The sequence below is a fragment of the Streptomyces sp. NPDC043685 genome (genome assembly GCF_056436585.1).
This window is the reverse complement of the sequence record NZ_JBWKCH010000004.1, coordinates 337,715-361,126: the sequence shown is the minus strand read 5'-3', so window position 1 is coordinate 361,126 and position 23,412 is coordinate 337,715. Positions and strand designations below refer to the sequence as shown.

Sequence of the window (23,412 nt, the reverse complement as noted above, 5' to 3'; positions counted from 1 at the left end):
TGCGACGAGCGGCTCTCCACGGCCTCGGGGCGCACTCGCCCGAACGGGTGTGCCGTGCCGTCAGCCGGTTCGCCGCCCCTCGGCGTCCTCGAGCGTGTAGGAGCGGTAGAACACCATCGCCATGACGCCCGCCCCCACCAGCAGCCCCAGACCGCTGGAGCTGAACACGGACGCGCCGGTCTGGCTGTAGAGGAACCCGATCGCGCAGCCCGTGAGGACGAACCAGCTCAGCGCGCGCAGTTCACGGGGCAGCCGCGGCGCCAGCTGCCACACGGCGGCGAACAGCACGGCGAACACCAGCGCCGTGACGAAGCCGAACAGCAGGTTCCAGCCCGTGATGGGCCCGCCGTGACGCCGGTTGGCCGCGGCCCAGAAGCCGTAGACCAACCCGAGCACCACCGGCAGTGCCACCCTCGCGACGGCGTGGGTGCGCGCGCCGAACACATCGGGCCGGCGACGCTGCGTGATCATCCTGCGTGAGGCGGGTGCCGCATGAGCCATGACAGCTCTCCTCTCTGTCCCTGCCCCTGGCTCCAGGGCACACCGGCCGGGAGCCCCCGGCAAGTCGGCGGGGCGGGCGCGACGGGATGCGGCCGGTACCGCCCCGTGTTTCGCTGGGGCCGTGAGCCGCCACCGAGAGGGGCACGGCCCGCTCGTCCGGCACGCCCGGGCCGGGGGCCACAACGTCGTGCGGCGGCAGGAATTCCTGCGGGTGCGGGGCCGCAGCGTCGCCTGGGCGCCACCCCTGCTGCTGCTCGTCGCCATCGCGGTGGCCGACTACCACACCATCGGCGAGTTCCGCATGATCTCCTGGATCGTGCTGGTGCCGGCCATCGCCGCCTCGATCTGCGGGGTGTGGGGCACGGCCCTGTTCGCCGTCCTCTCGCTGGTGACGTACGTCGTCGCCGACAGTGCCTGGCCGCACGAATACCGGGCCGGACGCGCCGACTTCGTCCTCGTCGCCCTCGGCGGCATCCTCGCCACCCTGGCCTGCGCGATCCGCGTGCGCGACGAGCACCGCGCGCTGCACATGAGCGACGTCACCGAAACCGTCCGCCGCACCGTGCTGCGCCCCCTTCCGCCCGGCTGGGGCGGCCTCGACCACGCCGGCGTCTACCTCACCGCCGACACCGACGCCCGCGTCGGCGGCGACTTCTACGACATCCAGCCCGGCCCGCACGGCACCCGCGTCCTGGTCGGCGACGTGCAGGGCAAGGGCCTGGGCGCGGTGGAGGCGGCCGCCGCGCTGCTCGGCACGTTCCGCGAGGCCGCCTACCACGAGGCGGACCTCGCGACGGTCGCCGAGCGGCTGGAGACGCGGATGATCCGGCACCGCGGGCACACCGTCGCCCTCGGCCGCGCGGACGGCGACCGGTTCGCCACGGCCGTCCTGCTCGCCTTCCCCGACGACGACCGGGAGGCGGTGGACGTCCTGCTGTTCGGGCACGAACCGCCGCTCGCCGTCGGGCCGCACGGGGTGCGCACCCTGACGGCCGGGGCCGGTCTGCCGCTCGGCCTGCGGGGTCTGGCACCCGGGCCCCCGCGGATCGGGCGGTGGCGGACCACCGACGACGAGACGCTGCTGCTCGTGACGGACGGGGTGACGGAGACCAGGGACGCCGCCGGGGCGTTCTACCCGCTCGCCGACGAGGTGGCCCGGGCCGTCGCCGAGGACCCCGGCATCGCCCAACCGGCCCGTCTGGCGGCCTTCGTACGGGACGGCACACTGCGGCACGGCGGTGGGCGCCTCGCCGACGACACCACGGTGTTCGCCGTCCGCAGGAGACCCCGGGGCGAAGCCCCCGAAGGCGGACGTTTGCGGCCTTGAGACCCCCCTTTGCAGCCGCAGCGGTTACGGTGCTGACGTACGTGATCGACACAGGGGGTGGGGCGATGCCCGGAACCGTGCTGCTGCTGGCGGCCTCGCCGGTGGGCAGGGGACGCCTGGTGGACGCCGCCTCCGTGCTCCCGGTCCTCGCCGCCGTGCCGCCCGCCGTGCTGTCCGGCACCGACACCGCGAACGTCGTCGAACTCGCCGACCCGCTGGAGCCGCAGGCCGTCCTGACCCGCCTGCGCGCCGCCGCCGCGGCCCCCGGCCCGCTCACCGTCTACGTCACCGGACAGCTCCAGCTCGACCGCCGGCAGCGCCTGCCCCACCTCGCGCTGGCCCGCACCACCGCCTCCACCGCCCGCTACACGGCCTTCCCCTGGCACTGGTTCCGGGAGGAACTGCGGCTCAGACCGGCCGGCGCCACCACCCTCCTGCTCGACCTGCACGCCGACGCCGAGACCTGGCAGCTGCTGCGGAGCACCCCCCTCGACTCGGGCCGCGGCAACGCCGTTCACGGTCGCATCGCGCCACCGCCGTCCCGGCGCACGGTCGGGGCCCCGGCGTACATGAAGGCCGTCGCCACCATCCTGCGCAGCGGATTCCGGCCGCCGGTCGAGCAGTTGCACCAGCAGGCACTGAGCCGGATCGCCCCGGAGAGCGCGGCCACGGACCTGGTGCTGAGCACGCCGGGCCCGACCGGCGGGGATCCGCACGCCGCCATCACCGCCGCCGTCCAGTCCGGCCGGCACACCGACGCGGACGCGCTCGCCGCCCGGCACGAGCAGGCCGCCGTCACCGCGCACGGGCCCGCCTCCGAAGAGGCCCTGCACTGGGCCGAGGTACGCGCCGACCTCGCGATGTTCGCCGGGGACGCCGCCCGCAGCTGCCGCGTCTGGCTGATGATCGCCACCGCCCGGCTGAACGCCGGGCAGACACCGGACGCCCCCGCCGTCGAGGCGGCCGTGGACCGGGCGCACCACCAGTGGGGCCAGGTCGGCGACACCGCCGCCGCACGCGAACTGGGCGCCGCCCTGGCCGCGTTGCGCGAACGGGTGCCCGGGCGGCGCGAAGGGGCGCTGGATCATGTGCAGCGGCAGCTGCGGCAGTTGCAGACGCCCGCCGGAACCGGAACACGCATCTCGGACGGGGCGGCGGTCACCCGGCCTACGTGAAGCGAGCCGCCCGGCGACGCCTGGCCGGCGCGAAGGCATCGATCGTTCCCGCGCCCCTGCCCGGTGTGCTGTTCCATCCCTGGATGCGGTCGGCGAGCTTCTTCAGGCGAGGGTCTCCGGGCTCGACGGCGAGCTGGAAGTGGGACTGCTTCACCGGCTGCAGATGCCCGCCCCAGGCAATGACGCCTTCGCAGTCCGCGAGGATGTCCGTGACGACGATCTGCTCGGCTTCGCTCATGCCGGTGTTCTTGACATCGGCTCCCAGCGGGTAGTGCATGGGCCGGATCGCGATGGCCGTGCCCGACAGGTGGTTCGACTCGAATGCCGAGCCGATATCGCGCTTTGTCGTGTGCCCCTGGAGGTCACCGGGCAACAGCATGTCGACTTCATAGGCGAACCGGCGGGCGACGTGGAGAAGAACTGTCGCGACGTCTCCCTCCGCCAGAAAGACGTCGACGTCGGTGCCTTCGACGCGGTACTTCCCGGCGTGATCGAGGACGGGCCAGCCGTTCGCCGATGCGCGCTTGGTCCAGGCGCGGTCGCCGGCAGCAGGGGCGGCCTGTGCCGGGCCGGCGGTCGCGACGGCTATCGCCGCCCCGGCCCCGAGGCCGAGAACTCGTCTACGCGTCAAGTTCGTTGTCATGGGGGGCCCTTCTGCGCTGAGAGCGGTTGATGAGTATCAAGGTGAAACAGACGGTGGCGCAGGCCAGCCCCGCGAAAAGCAGAGGCGTGACCCAGAACGACACATCGTCGGTGCTGTATCCGCTGCTCCAATGGCAGGTGACGGACGGGGGGAAATGGTGGACGGTCGCCGACGTCAGGCTGTAGTCCCGCCCGGAGTCCACGTAGTCGCCACTGGCGGTCTTCGTCGCACAGAGGTCGAGTGGGTTCGTGTAGGCCAGACCGTAGAAGGTTCCGGCACCGTAGGCGGCGAGAGCCGCCGCGCTCCCGACCGCGGCCAGACGGGCCGTCCGCGAGGGCCTCTTCCTGGTCACCCACAGCGCGTACGGAAACACTCCGATGACGAAGAGGAGGAGCGTGATCGCGGGCGGGCCGAAGAGTGCGAAGAGTGTCATGCGTGCTGACGCTACTTCGCTCCAAGAAGACGCCGCTGGTTCGCCTGGTACTGCGCTCGCCGGAGCGTTTCCGTGGAGGCGTGCTGAGCGAGGTTGTTGCCGAACGCGTTGCACCACGCGTTGAGCTGGTCGGAAGGAAGGAGGTGCGGCATCAGGGTGGGTATGCCGCCGAACTTCTGGATCAGGCTTGCGCGGCCGCCCACCAGGATGACCCCGTCCCCGCTGGCGGGCTCGTCCGTGAGGATCTTCTTCGCCTGAGCGGCTGCCTCGCCGATGGTGCCGCCGAACCGTTGCTTCAGGTAGTCCCTGAATCGGGTGAGACCGCCGCTGCCCTGATAGTGATCACGGACCGCGTCGACGATGGTCTTACCGCCGCGCACGGCTTGCGCGATGAGGTATCCGTCGGCGTCTTCGACGAGGTCGGTGAAGCCGAAGCTGGAGGCGACGCCGATCTTGCCCATCTTGTCGTTGATGTAGGTGGCGCCGGAGGCGTAGGAGTCGTGGTCCCGCCGCCATTCGCCGTACAGGGTCATCAGGTCGCCGCCCCAGCCGGCGACGTCACCGAGACTGATGTTCCCCGCCGGGTTGGGTTTGACGAACTGACCGTTCGCCGTGGCCATCAAGTGCTCGATTCCGATGTGCTGACCGGTGAACGGATCCTTGAACTCCGGCCAGATGCTCAGGTTTCGGCTGTTCACATACGAGACGAACCCGGCGTCCACTTTCCCGATCAGAGCCCGCCACTGGTTGTCGTCGTACGCGTCGCTGCGGAGGTATTCCATGACGAGCTGGTTCGGGTTGCCCTTGCCGTATGCCTTGGCCAGGTCATAGAGGGACTTGATGTAGTTGACGAACTCGTCCGCGGGTGACGACGGTCTGTTGACGCTGCTCTGGCCGGGATCGCTACCGATGCGGTGAGCGTCCCGGTCGAGCCAGAAGGTGTCCGTTCCGTTGGTGACCTGGTATTCCTTGATCTGGTTGAAGGACCAGTTCGCCGGCAGGGGATAGCCGAGGTTGCCTGAGAAGCCCCAGGACATGCCGGACACGAACGAGTAGCGGGCGTATGTCTCTTTGGTGACCTCGGCGCACACGTGTCGAGAGCCGTATACGCCGTGCACGTACCGCTTCCCCTTGCTTCCGAGCCCGGACGCGACGCCTCGGAAGTACTCGAGGATGGCCGGCATATCGGCGTCGGTGGCGTCGTAGTCGACGGCGAAGTAGATGATCGTCCCTCGGTTGAAACCGAAGTGCACGGCTTGGTCGTGGGCCTTCTTGGCGTGGGTGTACCCGTTCCCCCAGTAGTACTCGGACAGTGACCTGCCGTTGTCCTGGAAGATCGGGAATATCCGGAGTCCGCCACCGAAGATGTTGGAGACTTCACCTTCTTCAAGCATCTTCGAACCGCCGCCTGAGGATGCTTCGTTGAGGTACCTGCCGACATATCGGTACCCGTCGCTGTACATTCTCTTGGCGCGTGACGCCGTGATCGTGTAGGCGGTGTCGGAGGCGGTGACCGGTCGGTCCGGGTCTCCCATCGATACCAGGAGCTGAGCCCACGTCGCGTAGTCACCACGACCGTTGGCGGATATCTCGGAGAACCGCTGGAAGGTGGTGACGAAGGTGGTCAGATTGCTGTCGAATGATGTCTTGAATACCGTCTCCGTCTGAACGGTATCGCCGTTCCCGTTTACGGTGACGATCGGCTGGTTGAAGACACACGCGGCGGAGAACAGCTGGACGAAGATTCCGGACGAGCCTTCCGAGACGCCGGCCTTGGATTTGATGCCGGCTTGCGTTCCGGCCCCGAAGTTGCCGGTGGCGTCCGCCTCGGCGATGCCGATCTCCAGTTGGAGGGCCTTCATCAGGTTCTGCTGGACATTGCGGGAGTAGTGGCCGTCGGCCGGGCCGATGTCGACCGTCTTCTTCGTCCAGTAGCGACCGTTCAGCCACTGCTGGATGGAGCGGACCTCCTCGGAACCGCCGGCGGTGAGTACGTAGGCATCCATGTTGAGCAGCGCCTTGAACACCTTCGCCTGGAGGCTGCCGCTCTGCGAGAGGCCCATGTTGCTCTGCATCTTCTTGACGGCAAGCTTGATGTCCGGGTCGTAGAAGCCGGTGTCGGAGTACCCGCCGGTGTAGCCCTTGCAGAACAATGCGTATCGGATGATTTTCACGATATTTTTGTTTTTTGCCCAGCCGCCGTCGAGTTCGCCGAGCGCTGCGAGTTTGGAAACGGTGCCGTCGCCGAAGTTCGCGACGACGGGGCTGATGCCCAGTTCCTTCTGCAACCCCATGATGAAGGAATACATCGTGGGCCAGCCGACCTTGCCGTCTTCTGGGCACTTCTGGTAACCGGACACGCTCGCATAGGTCGAGTTGACCCACTTCTGCGCTTCGAGGACTTTCTCGTCGGCCATGTCGGATCTCCTGGACTGCTTGGCGGGTCGGGACGCGGAGGCAGACGACGCCGGCTCATGGCACGAGACGTCCTGCCGGATGAGCGCTCGCACGCTGTGGGTGCGAGTGCCGTGAGGTGTGTTCAGGTGCCGAGCGGCGCATGGCCGGCATGCGCGGTGCCGGTGAAGCGCCGGTACGTCGCGCCGAGGGGCCGGTCAGGTGGCGTCCTGGGCTGTCGTTGTGGCCGTCGAAGGACGTCGACGGGTGGGAGGGTGCCGCTCGCCGGCCCGGTTACAGGCCGGCGGGTCTCGAGGCGTGCGCCGATGCGAAGGTCGACGGGGCGAGCTCACAGGCCCGTGCGTGGTGCGCACCCGGCATCCGCTGTGACAGGTGCGGCGGTCTCCGCCGGCCGTGAACGCAACCGCCTCAACTGGTCAGTCGCAGGGGGCTACATACCTGACTCGGTCGATGATCGCGACGCCGCTCGACCACATGATCGCGGTCACCCGGGAGCAGTTGTTCCAGCCGGAGTCGTGGTTGCCCTCGCCTTTGACCGGGCCTGCGTACTGTGAGTAGGTTCCCTCGTCCACCTTGCAGGCCACGCCGGTTCTGTTCGGGCACAGCTTCAGCTTCATGTGCTTCGCCGTGCCGAGGTTGTTGTCGAACACCGCGCACGCCCCCGTCACGCTGGTCGTGGATCTCGTGTAGGTGAACAGGGTGCCGAATCGGCGCGCGTCCGGGAGTTGCTCGGCGGACTCGAGTTCGTACCCGGATCCGCACAGTGACGCGGTGGCGCTGACGGCGGCAGGGTTCTCCGCCGCGATCGCACGCGTCCCGGCGTCACGGGCTCCGTTCTCGGAGAACACGACACTGGTCCCAGGGACGCGCATGCCCCTGCTCGAGGGGGCGTGGTCGGCGGCCATGGCCTGCGGAGTGACGGCGAGAACGGAGACGAGGGCGGCCGCCGGGGCGATGAAACGTATCAATGTGCGCATAAGACAGGTACTCCTGTTCGAGAGAGAGCTGGCTCGGGACCGCACGCGTCATCTTCGGACGCTCCGCCGGGAATGGGGCATGGGTGCACCGGCGGGGGACCACCACAGGTCACATCGGTGCGCACAAAAGACAGCGACAAGGCATGAGATGTATCCCCCTGGTGAGGCTCCCGGTGGTCAGGCGGGCGCCTGGTGGGGCAGATTGGTCGTTCTGCCCCGTGTGCGTCATGCAATAGGCGTAGAACTTAGCCGAGGAGCCGACATACGGGTCGGTCGGCTGAAGGAATGGCCTGAACGCTCAGGAGGGCAGAAACCTCTGAGGTGACGTATCCCCGGTGCGGCTCCGCAGCTGAACAGTGCGCCCCATGTGAAGCAAGGGTGAAGGGTCAGGGAGTGCGTGATCACTCCGTTGGCTGATTTCCGCCCCTGCGCGGTCGACGTCCTCGCCGTCTTATCGTCCGGCTGCGTCGCCTTTGTCGCTCACATCGCTGTGACATGCCGGCTCGGGCCGGCTCTCCCCCGCTCTCGCCGACCCCGTGTTCGCCGCCAGCAGGAGCGTGGCGACGGCGACGACCGCAGCCGTCAGACCTCTGACGTACCGCTCGGCGGTGCGTGTGCGCATCGGCACGGCGACCTCGCAACTGGGGCGGCGACTACGGCGGCAGCGTGTTAAGCGTCTTCGACAATGCCGCTTAACACTCCGTTTAACCTAGGGCCAGTCCGGGCCGAACGGCAAGAGGGACAAGGGGAGTTGGCGTGGGGGAGCGGGATGATCCGGGGACCATCGGCCGCCGGGTGCAGCGGTTGCGGACGGAACGCGGACTGACACAGCGGCAGTTGGCGGAACCCGTGTACACACCGGCCTACATCTCCACCCTGGAGTCCGGCCGGGTACGCCCCTCCGACGACGCCCTGCGGCATCTCGCCGACCGGCTCGGCGTGGCCTTCGACGAGCTGGCCGGCGGGCGCTCGGCCCGGCTGGTCACCGGGCTGCGGCTGCGGCTGACCGAGGCGCAGCGCACGCTCGCCGTCGGCGAGGCGGAGGCCGCGGCCGGGCAGTACGCCGAGTTGCTCGGCGAGGCGGAGACGCACGGTCTGGCCGCCGAGCAGTCCGCCGCGCTGCTCGGACTCGGCGAGTGCGCCCTGGAGACCGGCGAGCTCGAGGCCGGCCGGCAGTACTTCGAGCGGGCCGAGGAGTGCCTGGCCGGTGCGCCCCTGCCCGCCCGGGCCCCGGCCCTGCGCGGCCGGGCCGTGGCCCACTACCTGGCCGGGGAACTGCGGTACGCCGTCTACCTGCTGGAGACCACCCTCGACGAACTCAACCGCGGCGGCCTCCACGACCCCGACGCCCTGCTGCTGCTCTACGCCAGCGCGATCGGCCCGTACATGGACATGGGCGCGCACGCCCGGGCCGCCCAGGCCGCCGAGTTCGCCCTGGCCCTCGCCCCGCAGTCCGGCGATCCGGCCCTGGTCGCCCGCATGCACCGCTCCGTCGCCCGCACCCTGGTCGCCGAGGGCCGCCTCGCCGAGGCCGACGCCTCCCTGGCCAAGGCCGCCGAGCTGTACCGGGGCCTGCAGATCCGCACCGAACTCGCCAACTGCCACTGGATGCGCGGATACGTCTACGCCCAGGACGGTCGGCTGGAGCAAGCCGAGGAGGAGCTGCGGCAGGCCCTCGGCATGCTGTCGGCCAGGCGTGCCGCCCTCTACAGCAGCCAGGTCGCCGTGGAACTGGCCGACGTGCTGCACCGGCGCGGCCGGTCCGACGAGGCGGCGGCCCTGCTGCACGACGTCCTCGGGCACCTGTCCCCCGAGCGCGGCGCCGTCCACTCCGCCGCCGCGCACCGCCTGCTCGGCATCATCGCCGAGGACGCCCGCCGCACGGAGGACGCCGAGGAGCACTACGTCCGCGCCCTGAGCCTGCTGGAGCGGGCGGGCGCCGCCGGGGACCTGGCCGACCTGTGCCGGCTGCTGGGCGACCTGCTGCGCCGGACCGGCCGGGTGGAGGCGGCCCTGGACGCCTACCGGACGGGCCTCGGGCACCGTACGGCCCCCGGCACCACCACCCTCGGGCCCGCGCCCGCGCAGCCTCCTCTCTGAGGAAACCGGGCCCTCGCACAGCCGTGCGGGTTAGCCTCCCTCCGGGAAATGAACGACCGGGGCGGGCACGTGGAGAACCGACGAACGATGGCCGACGGCATACGGCTGGGCCTGCGGGCCCTGGTGTACGCCGTGCTCGGCGGCGCGGCGCTGCTCGCCATCGCGGCGGTGGTGTCCGTGCTCGGACCCATGCTGGCGCTCGACCTCTACACCCCGCCCGTCGCGGCCTGGTGGACGGTGTTCACCGCGATCACCGTCCAGGGCGTGCCGTTCCTGCTGCTGGGCACCGTCGTGTCGGCGGCGATCGGGGCGTTCGTGCCCGAGCGGGTGTTCCAGCGGCTGCTGCCCCGCCGTACGGTGCTCGCCGTGCCGGTCGCCGGGGCCGCCGGGGTGGTGCTGCCGGGCTGCGAGTGCGCGTCCGTGCCGGTGGCGGGGAGCCTGATGCGCCGGGGTGTCGCACCGGCGGCGGCGCTCGCCTTCCTGCTGTCGGCGCCCGCGATCAACCCCGTCGTCCTGGTGGCGACGTCGATCGCCTTCCCGGGGCAGCCGGAGATGGTGCTCGGCCGGCTGCTCGCCTCGCTCGGCACGGCCGTGGTGATGGGCTGGCTGTGGGCCCGGTTCGGGCGCCAGGAGTGGCTGCGGCTGCCCCGGAACGGCGGCGGGCGCGCACCGGGCGGCGGTCCCCGCGCCTTCGTCGACGGGCTTCAGCACGACTTCCTGCACGCGGGCGGGTTCCTCGTCGTCGGGGCGGGGGCCGCGGCGACGTTCGACATCGTCGTGCCGCGGTCGCTGCTGGAGGTGTTCAGCGGGTCGGCCTGGTTGTCGGTGCTGCTGCTCGCGCTGCTCGCGGTCGTGCTGTGCGTGTGCAGTGAGGCCGACGCCTTCGTGGCCGCGTCGCTGAGCGGCTTCTCCCCGACCGCCCGGCTGGCCTTCATGGTCGTCGGGCCGATGGTCGACCTGAAGCTGATCGCGTTGCAGACCGGCACGTTCGGCAGGGCCTTCGCGGTGCGGTTCTCGGCGGTGACGTGGGTGGTGGCCGTGGGGAGCAGCGTCCTGGTGGGGTGGTGGCTGCTGTGAGGCGCTACGGACCGGCGGTACTGCTCGCGCTCGTGGGCGCGGCGATCCTGCGGGTGTCCCTCTTCAGCGAGCTGTACCTGCGGTACGTGCAGGCGGGGCTGCGGCCGTACCTGGTGGTGTCGGGCGTGACGCTGATGCTGCTGGGAGCGGCGGCGGCGATGATCACCCACGGAACCGCCGACCACGAGGAGGAGCACGGCCTCGACCCCGGGCGTGAGCTCGGCGGTGCCCTCGGGCACGAGCACGACCCCGGGCCCGAGCACGACCCCGGGCACGAGCACGACCCCGGGCCCGAGCCCCGGCCCGGGGAGGACGGCGGCCACGGAGGGCACGGACACGGTCCCGCCGGGCCCCGTGTCGCGTGGTTCCTCACCCTCCCCGCCCTCGCGCTCCTGCTGTTCCCGCCGCCCGCCCTCGGCTCCTACAGCGCGGAGCGCGAGGCGGCCCGGCGCACCGCCCAGGGCGTCGGCACCTTCCCGGCCCTGCCGTCCGGCGACCCCGTCGAGCTCACCCTCGGGGAGTTCGGCTCCCGGGCGGTCTACGACAGCGCCCGCTCGCTTCAGGGCCGTACGGTCCGGCTCACCGGCTTCGTCACCCGGGACGACGACGGCACCTGGTACGTCACCCGCCTCCTCGTCTCCTGCTGCGCCGCCGACGCCACGACCGCCGAGGTCGAGGTGCGCGGCGCGCAGGCCCCGCCGGTCGACACATGGGTGACGGTCACCGGCACATGGCGTCCGGAGGGGAAACCGGGCTCTGACGCCGCCTGGCCCCCGGTCGTCGACGCCACCTCCGTCCGGCGGGTACCGCAGCCGGACAATCCGTACGAGAAGCGCTGAGGCCGGTCTCGCGCGAGGACGTCCGGGACGCAGGGGTTTTGCCCCACCGGCTACGGGTAGTCGGGGCACGATTCCGGGAGGGCTCGGAGTGATCCGGGCGGGTGTCGGGCGCGGTGCCCGGCCGGCAGCGGGCGAAGTCGCGGGCGCCTGGGCCGGCCGGGCACCGGCCGGGCACCGGTCACGCGCGGTCGGCCGCGTCGGCCGCACGACCGTCCGCCCCACCCGCGGCCACCGGAGACCGGACGGCGACGGCGGAACGCCGGGGCGATCGAAGGAGGCGGTGGCCGTGCGGCCCAGGGACGATCCGCGAGGCGCCCCCGACGGCGACCCGGGTCCCGGCCGTACCGGGGGCGGCGGCCCGGACCCGGACGGGGTACGCGCCGCCGACGTGATCGCCAGGGGGGTGCGGGGTGCCGAGCCCGGGGAGGTGCCGGGACGGCTGTGCGAGGTCGCGGTGGAACTGCTGCCGGTGATCGGCGCCAGCGTGTCGCTGCGCAGCGAGGGCATGCCCGTGCAACTGAGCGCGAGCAGTGCGCAGGCCGCGCACCTGGCGCAGATCCAGGCGACGCTGGGCGACGGCCCCTGCCAGAGCGCGCTGGAGGACGGCGCGCCCGTGCTCGCCTGCGACCTGACCGGAGGCCGGGACGCCGGACGCTGGCCGGTCTTCGCCCAGCAGGCGACGGAGGCCGGGGTGCGGGCGGTCTACGCGGTGCCGCTGGGCAGTGGCCCGGTGTGCGTGGGCACCCTCGACCTGTACCGGGACCGGCCGGGCGGGCTCACCGACCGCCAGCTGCACGTGGCCCGGATCGTGGCGGGTGTCATGACGGTGGCCCTGATGGCGCTGCCGCACGGGGCCGAGCCCGAGACACCGGACGGGGAGGACTGGCTGAGCGGGCTGGCCGCCGACCACGACGAGGTCTACCAGGCCGTCGGCATGATCATGGCGCAGCTCGGCGTGGGCGCGGACGACGCCCTGGCACGGTTGCGGGCGGACGCCTTCGTGCGTGGCCGCACGGCCCTGGACGTGGCACGGGACGTGACCGCCCACCGCACGCGCTTCGACCGGTACTGACCCGGGGCGAAGCCTCAGATCTGCGCCCTGCCCTGCTTGCGGAGCTCGGCCAGGCGCTGCGCGCCGAGCTGCACGGCCTGCTGGGTGACCTCCGTGTACACCTCGTCGAGGCCGGCGTGGGTGAGGGTGATCGCCTCCTCGCCGACACGGACGGCGGCGAGGTCCATGGTGAGGTACGTCAGCTCCCCCTCCTCCGTCTCGCCGGCCAGCGTGACCCGCAGGCCCTGCCGGGCGTCCCCCGCCGGCGGCAGCGGCAGGTCCCGCACCTCGACGCCCTGGACGCCGCCGCGGGTGGTCGCGGCCGTGAACTGGCCGCACCGGCCGGGCAGCGACTTCATCCAGTCCAGTGCGCGGTCCACGTCCGCCGGGCGATGGGCGGCTACCCGGTAGTGCAACTGGGCCTCGGTGTCCCCGTCGTCGAGCGCGGACGTCGCCTGCGGGCCCTTCGGGGTGCCGAAGGGCTCCTCCGTGTAGAGGACGTCCAGCAGCCGCTGGCAGTCCGGGTCCTCCGTGGTCGCCTTAAGCAGCCCGTCCCGCCAGGTCCGCGCGCCCCGGGTCGGCCCCCACGGCTCCCCCAGGTCGGTCTCGGTGACCAGCGCCGCCCGGGCCTGTGCCTCGGTGAGGGCGGCTCCGGAACCGGCGGGCTGCTCGACGGCGGGCGACGCGGCGGAGGGTGACGCGCCGGAGGGGGACGCGGAGGCGGAGAACCACCGGGGGCGCGGCTCGTCCGCGACGGAACACCCGGTGGCCAGCAGGGCCGTCACGGACAGTGCGGAGGCCAGGAGCGCACGGGCGGCCGGAGGGTGCGTCATCGGGGTGCCTCCTGCGGGGCTCATGGAGGCGCCGCCGGGCGGGGCGGTCCCTCCAAGCTCGGGTGGTGCTCTTACGGCACCACCGCGACCGCCCGCCCACCAGCGAGACAGTCCGTCCGGGTGAGCGCGCTGGGCGCCCGGGGCCGCCTGTCGCGAACCCGTCACCCGGTCCCGGTGCTACCCGTCGAGAATCCGTCGCTCGGCCCCGGGGCTGCCCGTCGCGAATCCGTCGCTCGCCGTGGGGCTACCCGTCGAGAACCCGTCGCTCGCCGTGGGGCCTGGCTCGCCGTGGGGCCACCCGTCGCGAACCCGTGCCCCGGGCGCGGGGCTACCCGACCGAGAAACCGTCGCCCGGTCCCGGGGCCACCCGCCGAGAACCCGTCGCCTGTCCCCAAGGCCACCGCCGAACCCGTTGCCCGGCCGCGGAGCCACCCGCCGAAAACCCGTCGCCCGGCCCGCGAGCCCCTGTTAACGTCGCCCCCATGCAGCGCGCCCAGCCGTACCCGTCCTCGACGACGACGCCGGAGAGTGTCCCGGCGCGCTGACAGCTGACCCAGATGTCCGAAGCCCCGGGGCGAGTGCCCCGGGGCTTCGTCGCGCGGTGCTCGCCTCAAGATCCCGAGGAGCCCACCGTGCACGACCACCGCCGACTCGGCCGTGAACTGGACCTGTTCGACACCGACCCGCTGATGGGCGCGGGGCTGCCGTACTGGCTGCCCGACGGCGCGATCGTGCGGCACACCCTGGAGGAGTACATCCGCGACGCGGAACGCCGGGCCGGCTACCGGCACGTGTACTCGCCCGTCCTCGGCAAACGCGAGCTGTACGAGATCTCGGGGCACTGGGACCACTACGGCGACGACATGTTCCCGCCGATGGACGTGGGCGCCGAGCAGGTCCTGCTGCGCCCCAGCCTCTGCCCCCACCACGCCCTGATCTACCGCTCCCGCTCCCACAGCTACCGCGAACTGCCCCTGCGCATGGCCGAGCTGGGCGGCATGTACCGCTCGGAGCTGTCCGGTGTGCTCGGCGGTCTGACCCGGGTGCGGGCCATCACCCTCAACGACGCGCACATCTTCTGCACCCTGGAGCAGGCCGTCGAGGAGGCCCGGGCCGCGCTGGAGCTGATCGGCCGCGCCTACGCGGACCTCGGCATCCGCGCCACCCGGTACCGGCTGTCCCTGCCCGGGGAGGGCGGCAAGTACGTGGCCGACCCGGAGCTGTGGCGGCGGGCGACCGACCTGCTGCGGGAGGTCCTGGACGGCTCCGGTCTCGCCTACGAGGCCGCCGAGGGCGAGGCGGCCTTCTACGGCCCCAAGATCGATGTCCAGATCACCGATCCGGCGGGCCGGGAGGCCACCCTCTCCACCGTCCAGATCGACTTCCACCAGCCCGAGCGCTTCGATCTGCACTACATCGGTCCCGACGGGGCGAAACACCGCCCGGTCATGGTGCACCGCAGCGTCATCGGCAGCGTGGAGCGTGCGGTCGCCCACCTCGTCGAGCAGCACGGCGGCGCCTTCCCGCCGTGGCTGGCACCCCGGCAGCTGGCCGTCCTGCCGGTGGGGGACGAGCAGGCCGATGCGGCTCACGCCCTGGCCGGCCGGGCCCGCGAGCTCGGTCTGCGCGCCGAGGTCAGCGGGCCCGAGCAGGGCACCCTCGCCGCCCGGATCCGCGCGGGCCGGCTGGTGCCGTACCAGGCCGTGATCGGCGGCCGGGAGGCCGCCGCCGGCCTCGTGGCCCCCCGCCTGCGCGACGGCAGCCGGCCGGACGCCCTGCCCGGCGCCGAGCTGCTGCGCCGCGTCGCGGACCGCGTGGCGGCCCGCGGCACCGCGCTGTGGGACCCGTCGTAGGACGACGGGTCCACCCGGCTCGCGACGGGGTCAGAAGGTCCAGCGCGTGTGGCTGTAGACCCCGTCGTCCCGGCCGAAGCCGTACGCCGTGTCCGGGGCCACCGCGAACACCACCGCCTCGCCGCCGCGGAAGGCGTCCCCGATGCCGTGGAAGGTGCCCTCGGGGGAGGTGATGTGCGGCCCGTACTTCGTCTCGTAGGCCGTGATCACCTCCTCCAGCAGCGCACGGTCGGCGACCGGCTCGGCCGTGCCCTGGACCACCACGTCGAACCCCTCGGTGAGCGAGTTCGACCCGGTGGTCAGGGCGCAGTGGGCGTCGTGGGCGAGGTTCTTCGCCTTCTGCTCCAGGCGGCCGGTCGAGAAGTACAGCACCCCGTCGTGCCAGGCGGCGATGCAGGGCGTGACGTGCAGCCGGCCGTCGGGCCGCACCGTGGACACCCAGAAGATCTCCGCGTTCTCCAGGTGGCGTTGCGCCTCGGGCCAGGCGGTGGCGGTGACCTGCGAGGCACCCGGGCGGGGGTTGAGCGCGGAGCTGTAGCGGGCGTCGAGTTCGGTCGTCGGTCGCTGTGCGGGCATGGCGGTACTCCTTCCTCGTCCTTCCACGGGTAACGACCGGCCGCCGGGGCCGCACTCATCGCCGCGTCCGTTCGGGTCGCCGGCGGGCGGGATCCGGGGAACGGCACGGGCCCGTCCGGCGGAGCGGCGGGCGACCGGCTCGGCGCCCGCGGCACGACCGGCCGGAAGCCGGCGCCGGACACGGGCGTCGTGACGATACGGCGGTCCCGCGATACGGCGGTCCCGCGAAACGGAGGCCCCGCGATACGGCGGTCGCGGACCCACGCCGCCGGAACGGGCCGTCGCACAGGCCGTAGGGTCGCTGCCAGGAAGGTTCTCGGGGGAACCGATGGAAGGAGTCCCGCCGTGACGGACGGCCCGCGCATCCCGGTCATCATCGACTGCGACACCGGCGTCGACGACGCCCTCGCCCTGCTGTTCGCCGTCCGGCACCCGGCGCTCGACGTGCGGGCGATCACCTGCGTGGCCGGGAACACGGACGTGGACGGCGTCGTCCGCAACACCCTGACGGTGCTGGAACAGGCGGGCGCCCCCGAGATCCCCGTGGCCCGGGGCGCCGAGCGGCCGCTGATCGAGGCGCCCCGGTCGGCGCGGCACGTGCACGGCCACGACGGCATGGGCGATCTGGGCCTGCCGGAGCCCACGCGCGGGCCCGCCGACGTCGACGCGGTGACGCTGCTGCGCCGGGAGATCCTCGCCTCCCCGCGCCCGGTGACCCTGATCCCGATGGCCCCGCTCACGAACATCGCGCTGCTCCTGCGGACGCATCCGGAGGTGGTCCGCAACATCGAGCGGATCGTCTTCATGGGCGGCGCGGCGGCCGTCGGGAACGCCACGCCCGTCGCGGAGTTCAACGTCTGGCACGATCCTGAGGCGGCCGCGATCCTGCTCACCGCCGGGGTGCCGATCACGATGTACGGCCTGGACGTGTTCACGCGGGTCGTGGTGCCCGCGGCGGATGTGCGGCGGCTGCGCGCGAGCGGCGAGCCGGGGGCGCGGCTGGCCGGGGAACTGCTCGCCCACCGTCCCGCCCGTCCGGACAGCCGCCCCGACGACCCCTCCGAGACGGCCGGCGGTCTCGGGGACGCGGGGGCGGTATGCGCGGTCGCCGATCCGGAGGGCCTGACGACCCACCGCCTCCCGGTGGAGGTCTCCCTGGCACCCGGACCGACCCGCGGCATGACGATCGTCGACCGGCGCGCCCGGCCCGGTGAGTCGGAACTCCACGAGGGCACGCGCGAACAGACCCTGGTGGACGTCGCGTTGGACGTGGAGGTCGAGCGCTACGTGAAGCTGTACCTGTCGACCGTCGAGGCGTGATCCACCGGCCGTGCGGAGGCCGCCGACGGTGGTGCGGTGGGACGCCGCCGTGAGCCCCCTGGCCGCGACGGCGACGATGAGGGCGACGGCGGCGGTCGCCGGGGCGCGGAGTTCGTGACGCCGAGGGCCGTCGTGCGCGACCCGCCGCCGGGCGAGACCGCGAGTCTGCCGGGCGACATGGCGAGCCCGCCGGGCGACATGGCCGCGGTGGTCCGGCCGCGTGGGCATGAGAACGCCCGGTGTGCCGCCGCCGCCGGACGGCGGCACACCGGGCGCTGCTCTTCGGGTCAGGGCGTGCTACGCGCCGCGCTTCGCCGCGCGGCGGCGGGTCGCGACGACGAGGGCCGCGCCGCCCGCCAGCAGGGCCGCCGCGCCGAAGGCGATCGGGCCGGTGCTGCTGTCGGCGCCGGTCTCGGCGAGGTCACCGCCACCGCCGTTCGGCTTGGGCGCCACGGGCGTCGACTCGGAGGCGCTCGGGGTGGGCGTGTCCGTGTCGGAGGACGGCGGCGTCGAGGGCTCGGCCGGCTCGGACGGGGACGCCGGAGGCGTGGTCTCCTCGGCCGGCTCGGACGGGGACGCGGGCGGCGTGGAGGCGGGCGGCGTGGAGGCGGGGGGCTCCGCCGGCGGCGGGGTGGTGCACTCCTTCGTGCCGCCGTTCCAGGCCGCGATCAGCTTGTCCTTGATGACCGGGCGGTCCGGGCCCTTGGGCAGCTCGCCGTGCTCGAAGCCGTCCTTCGCGTCGAGCTCTCCGTCGAACTTCACCGCGCCCCGGTAGAGGTCGATCTGCCCGAAGCAGCCCTTGTCCGGGATGGCGATGTCGAGCGACTCGGTGACGCCCGGCTTGACCGTCACGGTGTCGAAGTCGACGAAGATCTGCTCGCCGGAGGTCGCGAACGTCGCGCCGTGGGCGAGGTAGGAGGCGAGGGAGGCCGTGCAGGTGGCCGCGTCACCGGCGGTACGCACCTTGATGTGGACCTTGCCGTCCTCGGTCGGCTTCAGGTTCTGGTCGTCGACCTTGACCGAGTCGTAGAAGTTCGTGCCGTCGAGCGAGAACTGGCAGCGATCGGTCCCGGTCTCCGTGCCCGCGCCCGTGCCGGGCTTGTAGCTGCCACCGGACGACCAGCCGTCGCCGCCGGGCGTACCGTGGGCGAACGCGGTGGTGGCGGAGGCGGCGCAGAGGGCGAGGGCCGCGGCGCCCGTCCCCAGCAGGCGGCGCGCGGTGACACGTCTCGCTATGGACATGCGGATCCCATTTCTTGGCGTCTGCAGAACCCGGGTGACGGCATGCGGGCAGCGCGCGGCGCGCGGCTGCCGGGGCCGCACCGGGGGGTGAGTGTCTGAGAAACACTGGGCTCATTGGTCACATGCGCCTCAGTGAGCCCCCATCGTGGCGGCGCCGCAGCACGCTGTCAACCTGCGGTGATGCAAAGGAAGTTGTGCCGCCATCACACTTTCGTCACAGCAGGAATGGATCACTCCGATCAACGCGATGGTTCCTTTTTCCGGCATTCTGGACAGATTTAACGCTGTCGCCCACATGCCCTTCTAAGGAGACCGCGTGACCGATCGCTCCACCCTCGACCTGTCGTCCCGGGATCCGAACTGGTGGCGTCAGGCCGTCGTCTACCAGATCTACCCCCGCAGCTTCGCCGACGCCGACGGCGACGGACTCGGCGACCTGCGCGGCATCACCCGCCGCCTCGGTCACCTGTCCGCCCTGGGCGTGGACGCCCTGTGGCTGAGCCCCTTCTACCCCTCCGAGCTCGCCGACGGCGGTTACGACGTCGCCGACCCCCGGGACGTCGACCCGCGTCTTGGCACCCTCGACGACTTCGACGCGCTGGTCGCCGAGGCCCACCGCCTCGGCCTGAAGGTCATCGTCGACATCGTGCCCAACCACTCCTCGCACCGGCACGCCTGGTTCCAGGAGGCCCTGTACGCCGGGCCCGGCTCGGCGGCCCGCGACCGCTACGTCTTCCGCGACGGCCGCGGCGAGCACGGGGAGCTCCCGCCCACCGACTGGCAGTCCGTCTTCGGCGGCAGCGCGTGGCAGCGGGTGCCCGACGGGCAGTGGTACCTGCACCTGTTCGCCCCCGAGCAGCCCGACCTCAACTGGGAGAACCAGGAGGTCCGCGCCGACTACCGCACCACCCTGCGCTTCTGGTCCGACCGCGGCGTCGACGGCTTCCGCATCGACGTCGCCCACGCCCTCGTCAAGGACCTCAGCGAACCCCTGCGCGACCTCGGCCGTCCCGAACTGAGCCGCGAGGAGGGGCTCACCGCCCTGCCGCCCGGCACGCACCCCTTCTACGACCGCGACGAGGTGCACGAGATCTACCGCGACTGGCGCAAGATCCTCGACGCCTACCGCCCGCCCCGCATGGCCGTCGCCGAGGCGTGGGTGCCCGGCGCCCGACGCGCCCTGTACGCCCGCCCGGACGAACTGGGCCAGGCCTTCAACTTCGAGTACCTGGAGGCCGGTTGGGACGCGGACGAGCTCCGGCAGGTCATCACGGACTCGCTCGCCACCGCCCGGGCCGCGGGCGCCTCGGCCACCTGGGTGCTGTCCAACCACGACGTGATCCGCCACGCCTCCCGCCTGATGCTGCCGCCCGGCACCGACCTCAACGCCTGGCTGGTCTCCGGCGGCCACGCCCCGGCGGTCGACGAGGCGGCCGGACTGCGCCGGGCCCGGGCGGCCACCTTGCTGATGCTGGCGCTGCCCGGCTCGGCCTACGTCTACCAGGGCGAGGAACTCGGCCTGCCCGAGGTCGCCGACCTGCCCACCGAGGTGCTCCAGGACCCGATCTGGGAGCAGACCGGCCACGTCCGCAAGGGCCGCGACGGCTGCCGCGTCCCCCTGCCCTGGACCACGGCCGGACCCTCGTACGGCTTCGGGCCCGGCGGTGCCTGGCTGCCCCAGCCGCCCGGCTTCGCCGCCTACGCCGTCGAGGCCCAGGACGGGGTCGAGGGCTCCACCCTGGAGCTGTACCGCACGGCCCTGCGGCTGCGCCGCAAACTCCTCGACGGCGAGGAGCTGACCTGGGCGGCGGACGCCCCGGACGGCGTGCTCCGGTTCGACCGCGGTGAGGGCTGGCGGTGTGTCACCAACCTGTCCGGCGCGCCGGTCGAACTGCCGGCCGGTGAGGTTCTGCTGACCAGCGCGCCCCTGGAGGACGGCCGGCTCGGCCCGGACACGACGGCGTGGCTCGGGCGTTAGCCACCCGGGCGGCAGGCGGGGCCGGTGCGCCTGCCGCCCCGCCACCCGCACGGCCCACGCGCACGCGCCGCCGGGCGGGGCGGACCGGAGAATCGCAGGCACGGTGCCGTCGACGTCCGCAGCACAGGGAGCCCCGCCCGATGAACAGGTACAGGAAGACCACGGCCGTGGCGGGAGCCGTCGTGGCGGGGGTGCTCGCGCTCCCCGGGGCACCCGCGGCGGCCCGGGACGGCGGGCTGTGGGGTGCCGCGACCGTCGTCCCCGGCCGGGAGGGCATCGTCGAGATCGCGGGCGTCCCGGAGACGGCCGTGGGCGCGACGCTGAGACTGACCGCGCCCCGGGGCGCCCGGGTGACCGGCACGCGGCCCGGCACGTCCGGCGGCCGCGGCGCGGTCGCCGCCGACGGACGCAGCGCGACGTACACGATCACCGGGGAGGCGGCCGGGCCGGACCGGGTGTTCCCCTTCGTGCTGGCGGTACCGGCGGACGCCGTCCCGGGCACCCGGCTGCGCGGCTGCGCCCTGCGCGTCACCGACGCCCGGGGCGTGCCGCGGGCCGTGGGCCGGTGTGCCGTGACCGTCGGCCTGGCCGCACCGGCGCTGTCCCGCCCCCTGTCCGGTGTGCCGCTGGCGGGCCGGCCGGAGATCTCCGGCACGGCCCACCCGGGCGCCCAGGTCACCGTGCGCGACAAGGACGACCAGGAGGCCTGCGCGACCACCGCGACGGCCGACGGCGCCTGGACCTGCGTCCCGGGCCCCGGCCTCCCGGCGGGCCCCAACCGCCTCCAGGCGGTCGCCACCCTGAACGGGGTGAGCGCGATGAGCGAACAGATCGACATCTCGGTCGCGGCGGACCGGCCGGCCCCTCGGGGTCAGTAGCGGACGGCCCGGGTCACTTCCGTGCGCACGGGGCCGGAGGAGAGGTCGTGGGTGCTGCGGGCGGTGGCCGTGGCGGAGTGCCCGGGTTGCACGTGGTCGACCGTGACGATGACCGTGTCGGCCAGTCGTCCCCCGGCGTCCCGGAAGGTGACCTGGACGGCGAAGGACCGGGACGCGTCGTCGGTGTTGCGGGCGGTGACCTCCGTACGGACCCGGCCGTCGGACCCGGTGACGGGCGGGCCGGTCGTCACGTCGCCCTTGACGTCGGTGCCGCCCTGGATGTCGTCGAGCCGCTCGCGGGCCTCGGCCGAGGCGGACTCCACCGCCTCGCCGGCCTCCGAGGCGATCGACCCCACCGCGGACTCCGCCTTGCGCACGGTGTCCGCGGGGCTGTCGTCACCGCTGCATCCCGCGAGCACCGCGGACAGGGCCAGCGCCGCGGCCGCCCCTGCCGTCGCCCGGCGCCCGCGGCGGCGGTCAGCCGTGCCGCCTGCCCGCGTCCGCGGGGGCCCCGGCGTCATGTGCGTCCGAGCCCGCCGCCGCCGAAGGATCCGCTGGATCCGGGCGACCAGCGGCGCGGCGTCTGGTCCTTTCCGGTCCTGGTGCTCGCGCGGTGGAGCTCATGGGGCATGAGCCGCTGCCCGTCGCGCGCCACGACCGGCACGTCGTCGGGCTCCCGCATCTCCCGCGTCTCGCGGACCGGCCCGGTGTCCGGCAGGTGCGGCTGTTCCTCCGGGGCGGGGTGATGGGTGTCCGTGTCCATGACGCGCATCCCGACCCGTACGGCCCAGATCAGCGCGCAGGCCACGATGAGCCCGCCGACGAACGCGATGGTCACGGCGACCGCGTGATCTGACGACGCCGCCAGTTCTGCATACGTTGCCGTATTCATGCCCCAAGTATCACCGACGGAATGCCATAAAGCGCCCGGAATGCCCCAGCGTAAAACCCGGGCAAACCGCTCCATGCCGACAGCGGACTCACGGCGGCCTCACGGGCGGCGCGGGGTACGGTGGAGGAACCGGGGGTATGCCGCAACCGGTGGCCGAACCGGTCCCGCCCCCGGCGCTCCAGGCACTTCCAGGACCTCCCCCACCGGGCTCGCGGCCTCGCCACCTCCTGGCCCGCACCCCATCTGCAGCAGGAGCCCCACCATGACGTCCGCCCCTTCGCCCCCGCCGTCCGCCCCCGCGCCGTCCGAGGTCCGCCTACGGCTCGCGGACCAGCGGCCCCAGGACCGCACCGCCCGTCGCATCGACGGGGCGTGGTGGCCCCGCTCGTACGACCTGGCCGCCGAACTGCCCGGGCTGCTCGGCGGACTGCCGGACGCCTGGGGCCGGATCAGCAGCGTCCTGGTCAACGGGGACACCTGGCCGGTCTGCCCGGAGCGGCTGGTGGTCGCGGGCGAGGAGGTGCACGTGGGCTTTACGGACTCGCCGACCGCCCCGCACACCGTCTGCCTGCTCGCCCCCGGCCGCGGCCGCTGGGACCTGCTGGTGGTGCCGCCCGCGACCGCGCGGGCGGAGGCGGTCCGGCTCATGGACCGGGCCGTCACCGAGGGCGTGTGACTCAGCGCGCGAGCAGCACCAGGACCAGGGCGGCCAGCGCCGGGACGGTCTGGACGAAGAGGATCTTCCGGCTGGCGGTCGCGGCGCCGTAGACCCCGGCGATCGCCACGCAGACGAGGAAGAACACCGACACCTGGAAGCCCACCGGGTCGGGCGCCACCGCGCCCCACACCAGTCCGGCGGCGAGGAAGCCGTTGTAGAGGCCCTGGTTGGCCGCCAGGGCCTTCGTCTCTGCGGCGAAGGCGGCGGTGGTGCCGAAGGCGGCCCGGGCCCGCGGCGTGGTCCACAGGAACATCTCCAGCACCAGGATGTAGGCGTGGAGCGCGGCGAGGGCCAGCACCGCGAGCGTGGCGACGGTCGACATGCGCTCATCATCACAGGCCGCCCCGGGCCTTCCACGTTCGGGCCCTCCCGGGAGGCGGCCCGCCGCCCCGGATGGCAGATTGCGGCCAGAGGAGGGCCGGACCCGGCCGTCGCGTCCCCGCGTGTGCCGCTCGGGAGCCGGGACCGGCCCTCCCGCTTGTCCGGAACCGACCATTCTCGGTTGACCCGGTGTCCGAGGTTTGATCAGCTGTCGCACTGTCATGTTCGATTCTGGATCGAGCACTTCATGGCTCCCTGGGGGG

Annotated in this window: 22 protein-coding genes; 11 read left to right on the top strand and 11 right to left on the bottom strand. The window is 72.8% G+C overall.

Going from position 1 to position 23,412, the window contains the following annotated elements; all coding sequences use genetic code 11:
- Positions 1–60 precede the first annotated feature (60 nt).
- Positions 61–501, bottom strand: a complete 441-nt coding sequence (locus AC0665_RS15135; RefSeq protein WP_468408205.1) for a hypothetical protein — start codon at positions 499–501, stop codon at positions 61–63.
- Positions 502–622: 121 nt separating this feature from the next.
- Between AC0665_RS15135 and AC0665_RS15130 the strand changes: the two genes are divergently transcribed.
- Complete coding sequence (locus AC0665_RS15130) at positions 623–1,828, top strand: PP2C family protein-serine/threonine phosphatase (protein ID WP_478705141.1); 1,206 nt, start codon at positions 623–625, stop codon at positions 1,826–1,828.
- Between the two features lie 65 nt (positions 1,829–1,893).
- Positions 1,894–3,003 (top strand): hypothetical protein, encoded by a 1,110-nt coding sequence (locus AC0665_RS15125; protein WP_478705140.1) that lies wholly within the window; start codon positions 1,894–1,896, stop codon positions 3,001–3,003.
- Here the strand turns inward: AC0665_RS15125 and AC0665_RS15120 are convergent.
- The 4 genes from AC0665_RS15120 to AC0665_RS15105 all read right to left on the bottom strand — a co-directional run bounded on the left by AC0665_RS15120 (position 2,996) and on the right by AC0665_RS15105 (position 7,471).
- Complete coding sequence (locus AC0665_RS15120) at positions 2,996–3,646, bottom strand: M15 family metallopeptidase domain-containing protein (RefSeq protein WP_478705139.1); 651 nt, start codon at positions 3,644–3,646, stop codon at positions 2,996–2,998. The genes AC0665_RS15125 and AC0665_RS15120 overlap by 8 nt on opposite strands.
- Positions 3,624–4,079: a hypothetical protein gene (locus AC0665_RS15115; protein WP_468408213.1), complete on the bottom strand. Its 456-nt coding sequence runs from the start codon at positions 4,077–4,079 to the stop codon at positions 3,624–3,626. The genes AC0665_RS15120 and AC0665_RS15115 overlap by 23 nt, the downstream gene beginning before the upstream one ends.
- An 11-nt stretch (positions 4,080–4,090) precedes the next feature.
- On the bottom strand, positions 4,091–6,496 hold the full coding sequence (locus AC0665_RS15110; RefSeq protein ID WP_478603172.1) for a glycoside hydrolase domain-containing protein: 2,406 nt from the start codon (positions 6,494–6,496) through the stop codon (positions 4,091–4,093).
- 414 nt (positions 6,497–6,910) lie between these two features.
- Positions 6,911–7,471 carry a hypothetical protein gene (locus AC0665_RS15105; protein ID WP_468408217.1) on the bottom strand — a complete coding sequence of 187 codons (561 nt, stop codon included), beginning with the start codon at positions 7,469–7,471 and terminating at the stop codon, positions 6,911–6,913.
- Between the two features lie 756 nt (positions 7,472–8,227).
- Between AC0665_RS15105 and AC0665_RS15100 the strand changes: the two genes are divergently transcribed.
- The 4 genes from AC0665_RS15100 (at position 8,228) to AC0665_RS15085 (ending at position 12,559) form a co-directional block, all read left to right on the top strand.
- Positions 8,228–9,571: a helix-turn-helix domain-containing protein gene (locus AC0665_RS15100; protein WP_478603174.1), complete on the top strand. Its 1,344-nt coding sequence runs from the start codon at positions 8,228–8,230 to the stop codon at positions 9,569–9,571.
- A gap of 87 nt (positions 9,572–9,658) precedes the next feature.
- A complete protein-coding gene (locus AC0665_RS15095; protein WP_478705138.1) occupies positions 9,659–10,648 on the top strand; it encodes a permease in 990 nt (329 codons plus the stop codon).
- On the top strand, positions 10,645–11,487 hold the full coding sequence (locus AC0665_RS15090) for a TIGR03943 family putative permease subunit (RefSeq protein WP_478705249.1): 843 nt from the start codon (positions 10,645–10,647) through the stop codon (positions 11,485–11,487). Before AC0665_RS15095 ends, AC0665_RS15090 begins: the two co-directional genes overlap by 4 nt.
- A gap of 280 nt (positions 11,488–11,767) precedes the next feature.
- Entirely contained in the window at positions 11,768–12,559 is a 792-nt protein-coding gene (locus AC0665_RS15085; RefSeq protein WP_468634707.1) for a GAF and ANTAR domain-containing protein, read from the top strand.
- Between the two features lie 14 nt (positions 12,560–12,573).
- Here the strand turns inward: AC0665_RS15085 and AC0665_RS15080 are convergent, their stop codons facing one another.
- Entirely contained in the window at positions 12,574–13,371 is a 798-nt protein-coding gene (locus AC0665_RS15080; RefSeq protein WP_478705137.1) for a hypothetical protein, read from the bottom strand.
- Positions 13,372–14,003: 632 nt separating this feature from the next.
- Between AC0665_RS15080 and thrS the strand changes: the two genes are divergently transcribed.
- Positions 14,004–15,224 carry a threonine--tRNA ligase gene (gene thrS, locus AC0665_RS15075; protein WP_468408227.1) on the top strand — a complete coding sequence of 407 codons (1,221 nt, stop codon included), beginning with the start codon at positions 14,004–14,006 and terminating at the stop codon, positions 15,222–15,224.
- Between the two features lie 30 nt (positions 15,225–15,254).
- Here the strand turns inward: thrS and AC0665_RS15070 are convergent, their stop codons facing one another.
- Complete coding sequence (locus tag AC0665_RS15070; protein WP_363117357.1) at positions 15,255–15,800, bottom strand: pyridoxamine 5'-phosphate oxidase family protein; 546 nt, start codon at positions 15,798–15,800, stop codon at positions 15,255–15,257.
- Between the two features lie 345 nt (positions 15,801–16,145).
- Between AC0665_RS15070 and AC0665_RS15065 the strand changes: the two genes are divergently transcribed.
- Positions 16,146–17,120, top strand: coding sequence for a nucleoside hydrolase (locus tag AC0665_RS15065; RefSeq protein WP_478705136.1), 975 nt, complete (start codon positions 16,146–16,148; stop codon positions 17,118–17,120).
- Positions 17,121–17,417: 297 nt separating this feature from the next.
- Here the strand turns inward: AC0665_RS15065 and AC0665_RS15060 are convergent, their stop codons facing one another.
- Positions 17,418–18,362, bottom strand: a complete 945-nt coding sequence (locus AC0665_RS15060; protein ID WP_468408231.1) for an LAETG motif-containing sortase-dependent surface protein — start codon at positions 18,360–18,362, stop codon at positions 17,418–17,420.
- 316 nt (positions 18,363–18,678) lie between these two features.
- Between AC0665_RS15060 and AC0665_RS15055 the strand changes: the two genes are divergently transcribed.
- Both AC0665_RS15055 and AC0665_RS15050 read left to right on the top strand, forming a co-directional pair.
- Positions 18,679–20,340: a glycoside hydrolase family 13 protein gene (locus tag AC0665_RS15055; RefSeq protein ID WP_363117360.1), complete on the top strand. Its 1,662-nt coding sequence runs from the start codon at positions 18,679–18,681 to the stop codon at positions 20,338–20,340.
- Positions 20,341–20,480: 140 nt separating this feature from the next.
- The gene (locus AC0665_RS15050) at positions 20,481–21,218 is read left to right on the top strand and encodes an Ig-like domain-containing protein (RefSeq protein WP_478705135.1); all 738 of its coding nucleotides are present in this window, start codon (positions 20,481–20,483) and stop codon (positions 21,216–21,218) included.
- On the opposite strand, the gene AC0665_RS15045 is transcribed toward AC0665_RS15050, so the two are convergent.
- Positions 21,212–21,739 carry a hypothetical protein gene (locus tag AC0665_RS15045; protein WP_478705134.1) on the bottom strand — a complete coding sequence of 176 codons (528 nt, stop codon included), beginning with the start codon at positions 21,737–21,739 and terminating at the stop codon, positions 21,212–21,214. The two genes, AC0665_RS15050 and AC0665_RS15045, sit on opposite strands and share 7 nt — an antisense overlap.
- Entirely contained in the window at positions 21,736–22,110 is a 375-nt protein-coding gene (locus AC0665_RS15040) for a DUF6479 family protein (protein ID WP_363117363.1), read from the bottom strand. The genes AC0665_RS15045 and AC0665_RS15040 overlap by 4 nt, the downstream gene beginning before the upstream one ends.
- A 262-nt stretch (positions 22,111–22,372) precedes the next feature.
- Between AC0665_RS15040 and AC0665_RS15035 the strand changes: the two genes are divergently transcribed.
- Complete coding sequence (locus AC0665_RS15035; RefSeq protein WP_468408239.1) at positions 22,373–22,786, top strand: DUF5994 family protein; 414 nt, start codon at positions 22,373–22,375, stop codon at positions 22,784–22,786.
- Position 22,787: 1 nt separating this feature from the next.
- Here AC0665_RS15035 and AC0665_RS15030 read toward each other — a convergent pair whose 3' ends face one another.
- Positions 22,788–23,150, bottom strand: a complete 363-nt coding sequence (locus AC0665_RS15030; RefSeq protein WP_468634721.1) for a DUF1304 domain-containing protein — start codon at positions 23,148–23,150, stop codon at positions 22,788–22,790.
- Positions 23,151–23,412 lie beyond the last annotated feature (262 nt).

Excerpts from the sequence above, each read along its gene's own strand:
- AC0665_RS15035 (WP_468408239.1), top strand. The coding sequence starts at position 22,373 with ATGACGTCCGCCCCTTCGCCCCCGCCGTCCGCCCCCGCGCCGTCCGAG.
- AC0665_RS15120 (WP_478705139.1), bottom strand. The coding sequence starts at position 3,646 with ATGACAACGAACTTGACGCGTAGACGAGTTCTCGGCCTCGGGGCCGGG.
- AC0665_RS15095 (WP_478705138.1), top strand. The coding sequence starts at position 9,659 with ATGGCCGACGGCATACGGCTGGGCCTGCGGGCCCTGGTGTACGCCGTG.
- AC0665_RS15060 (WP_468408231.1), bottom strand. The coding sequence starts at position 18,362 with ATGTCCATAGCGAGACGTGTCACCGCGCGCCGCCTGCTGGGGACGGGC.
- AC0665_RS15125 (WP_478705140.1), top strand. The coding sequence starts at position 1,894 with ATGCCCGGAACCGTGCTGCTGCTGGCGGCCTCGCCGGTGGGCAGGGGA.
- AC0665_RS15070 (WP_363117357.1), bottom strand. The coding sequence starts at position 15,800 with ATGCCCGCACAGCGACCGACGACCGAACTCGACGCCCGCTACAGCTCC.
- AC0665_RS15030 (WP_468634721.1), bottom strand. The coding sequence starts at position 23,150 with ATGTCGACCGTCGCCACGCTCGCGGTGCTGGCCCTCGCCGCGCTCCAC.
- AC0665_RS15080 (WP_478705137.1), bottom strand. The coding sequence starts at position 13,371 with ATGACGCACCCTCCGGCCGCCCGTGCGCTCCTGGCCTCCGCACTGTCC.
- AC0665_RS15135 (WP_468408205.1), bottom strand. The coding sequence starts at position 501 with ATGGCTCATGCGGCACCCGCCTCACGCAGGATGATCACGCAGCGTCGC.
- AC0665_RS15040 (WP_363117363.1), bottom strand. The coding sequence starts at position 22,110 with ATGAATACGGCAACGTATGCAGAACTGGCGGCGTCGTCAGATCACGCG.
- AC0665_RS15110 (WP_478603172.1), bottom strand. The coding sequence starts at position 6,496 with ATGGCCGACGAGAAAGTCCTCGAAGCGCAGAAGTGGGTCAACTCGACC.
- AC0665_RS15105 (WP_468408217.1), bottom strand. The coding sequence starts at position 7,471 with ATGCGCACATTGATACGTTTCATCGCCCCGGCGGCCGCCCTCGTCTCC.
- AC0665_RS15045 (WP_478705134.1), bottom strand. The coding sequence starts at position 21,739 with ATGACGCCGGGGCCCCCGCGGACGCGGGCAGGCGGCACGGCTGACCGC.
- AC0665_RS15050 (WP_478705135.1), top strand. The coding sequence starts at position 20,481 with ATGAACAGGTACAGGAAGACCACGGCCGTGGCGGGAGCCGTCGTGGCG.
- AC0665_RS15115 (WP_468408213.1), bottom strand. The coding sequence starts at position 4,079 with ATGACACTCTTCGCACTCTTCGGCCCGCCCGCGATCACGCTCCTCCTC.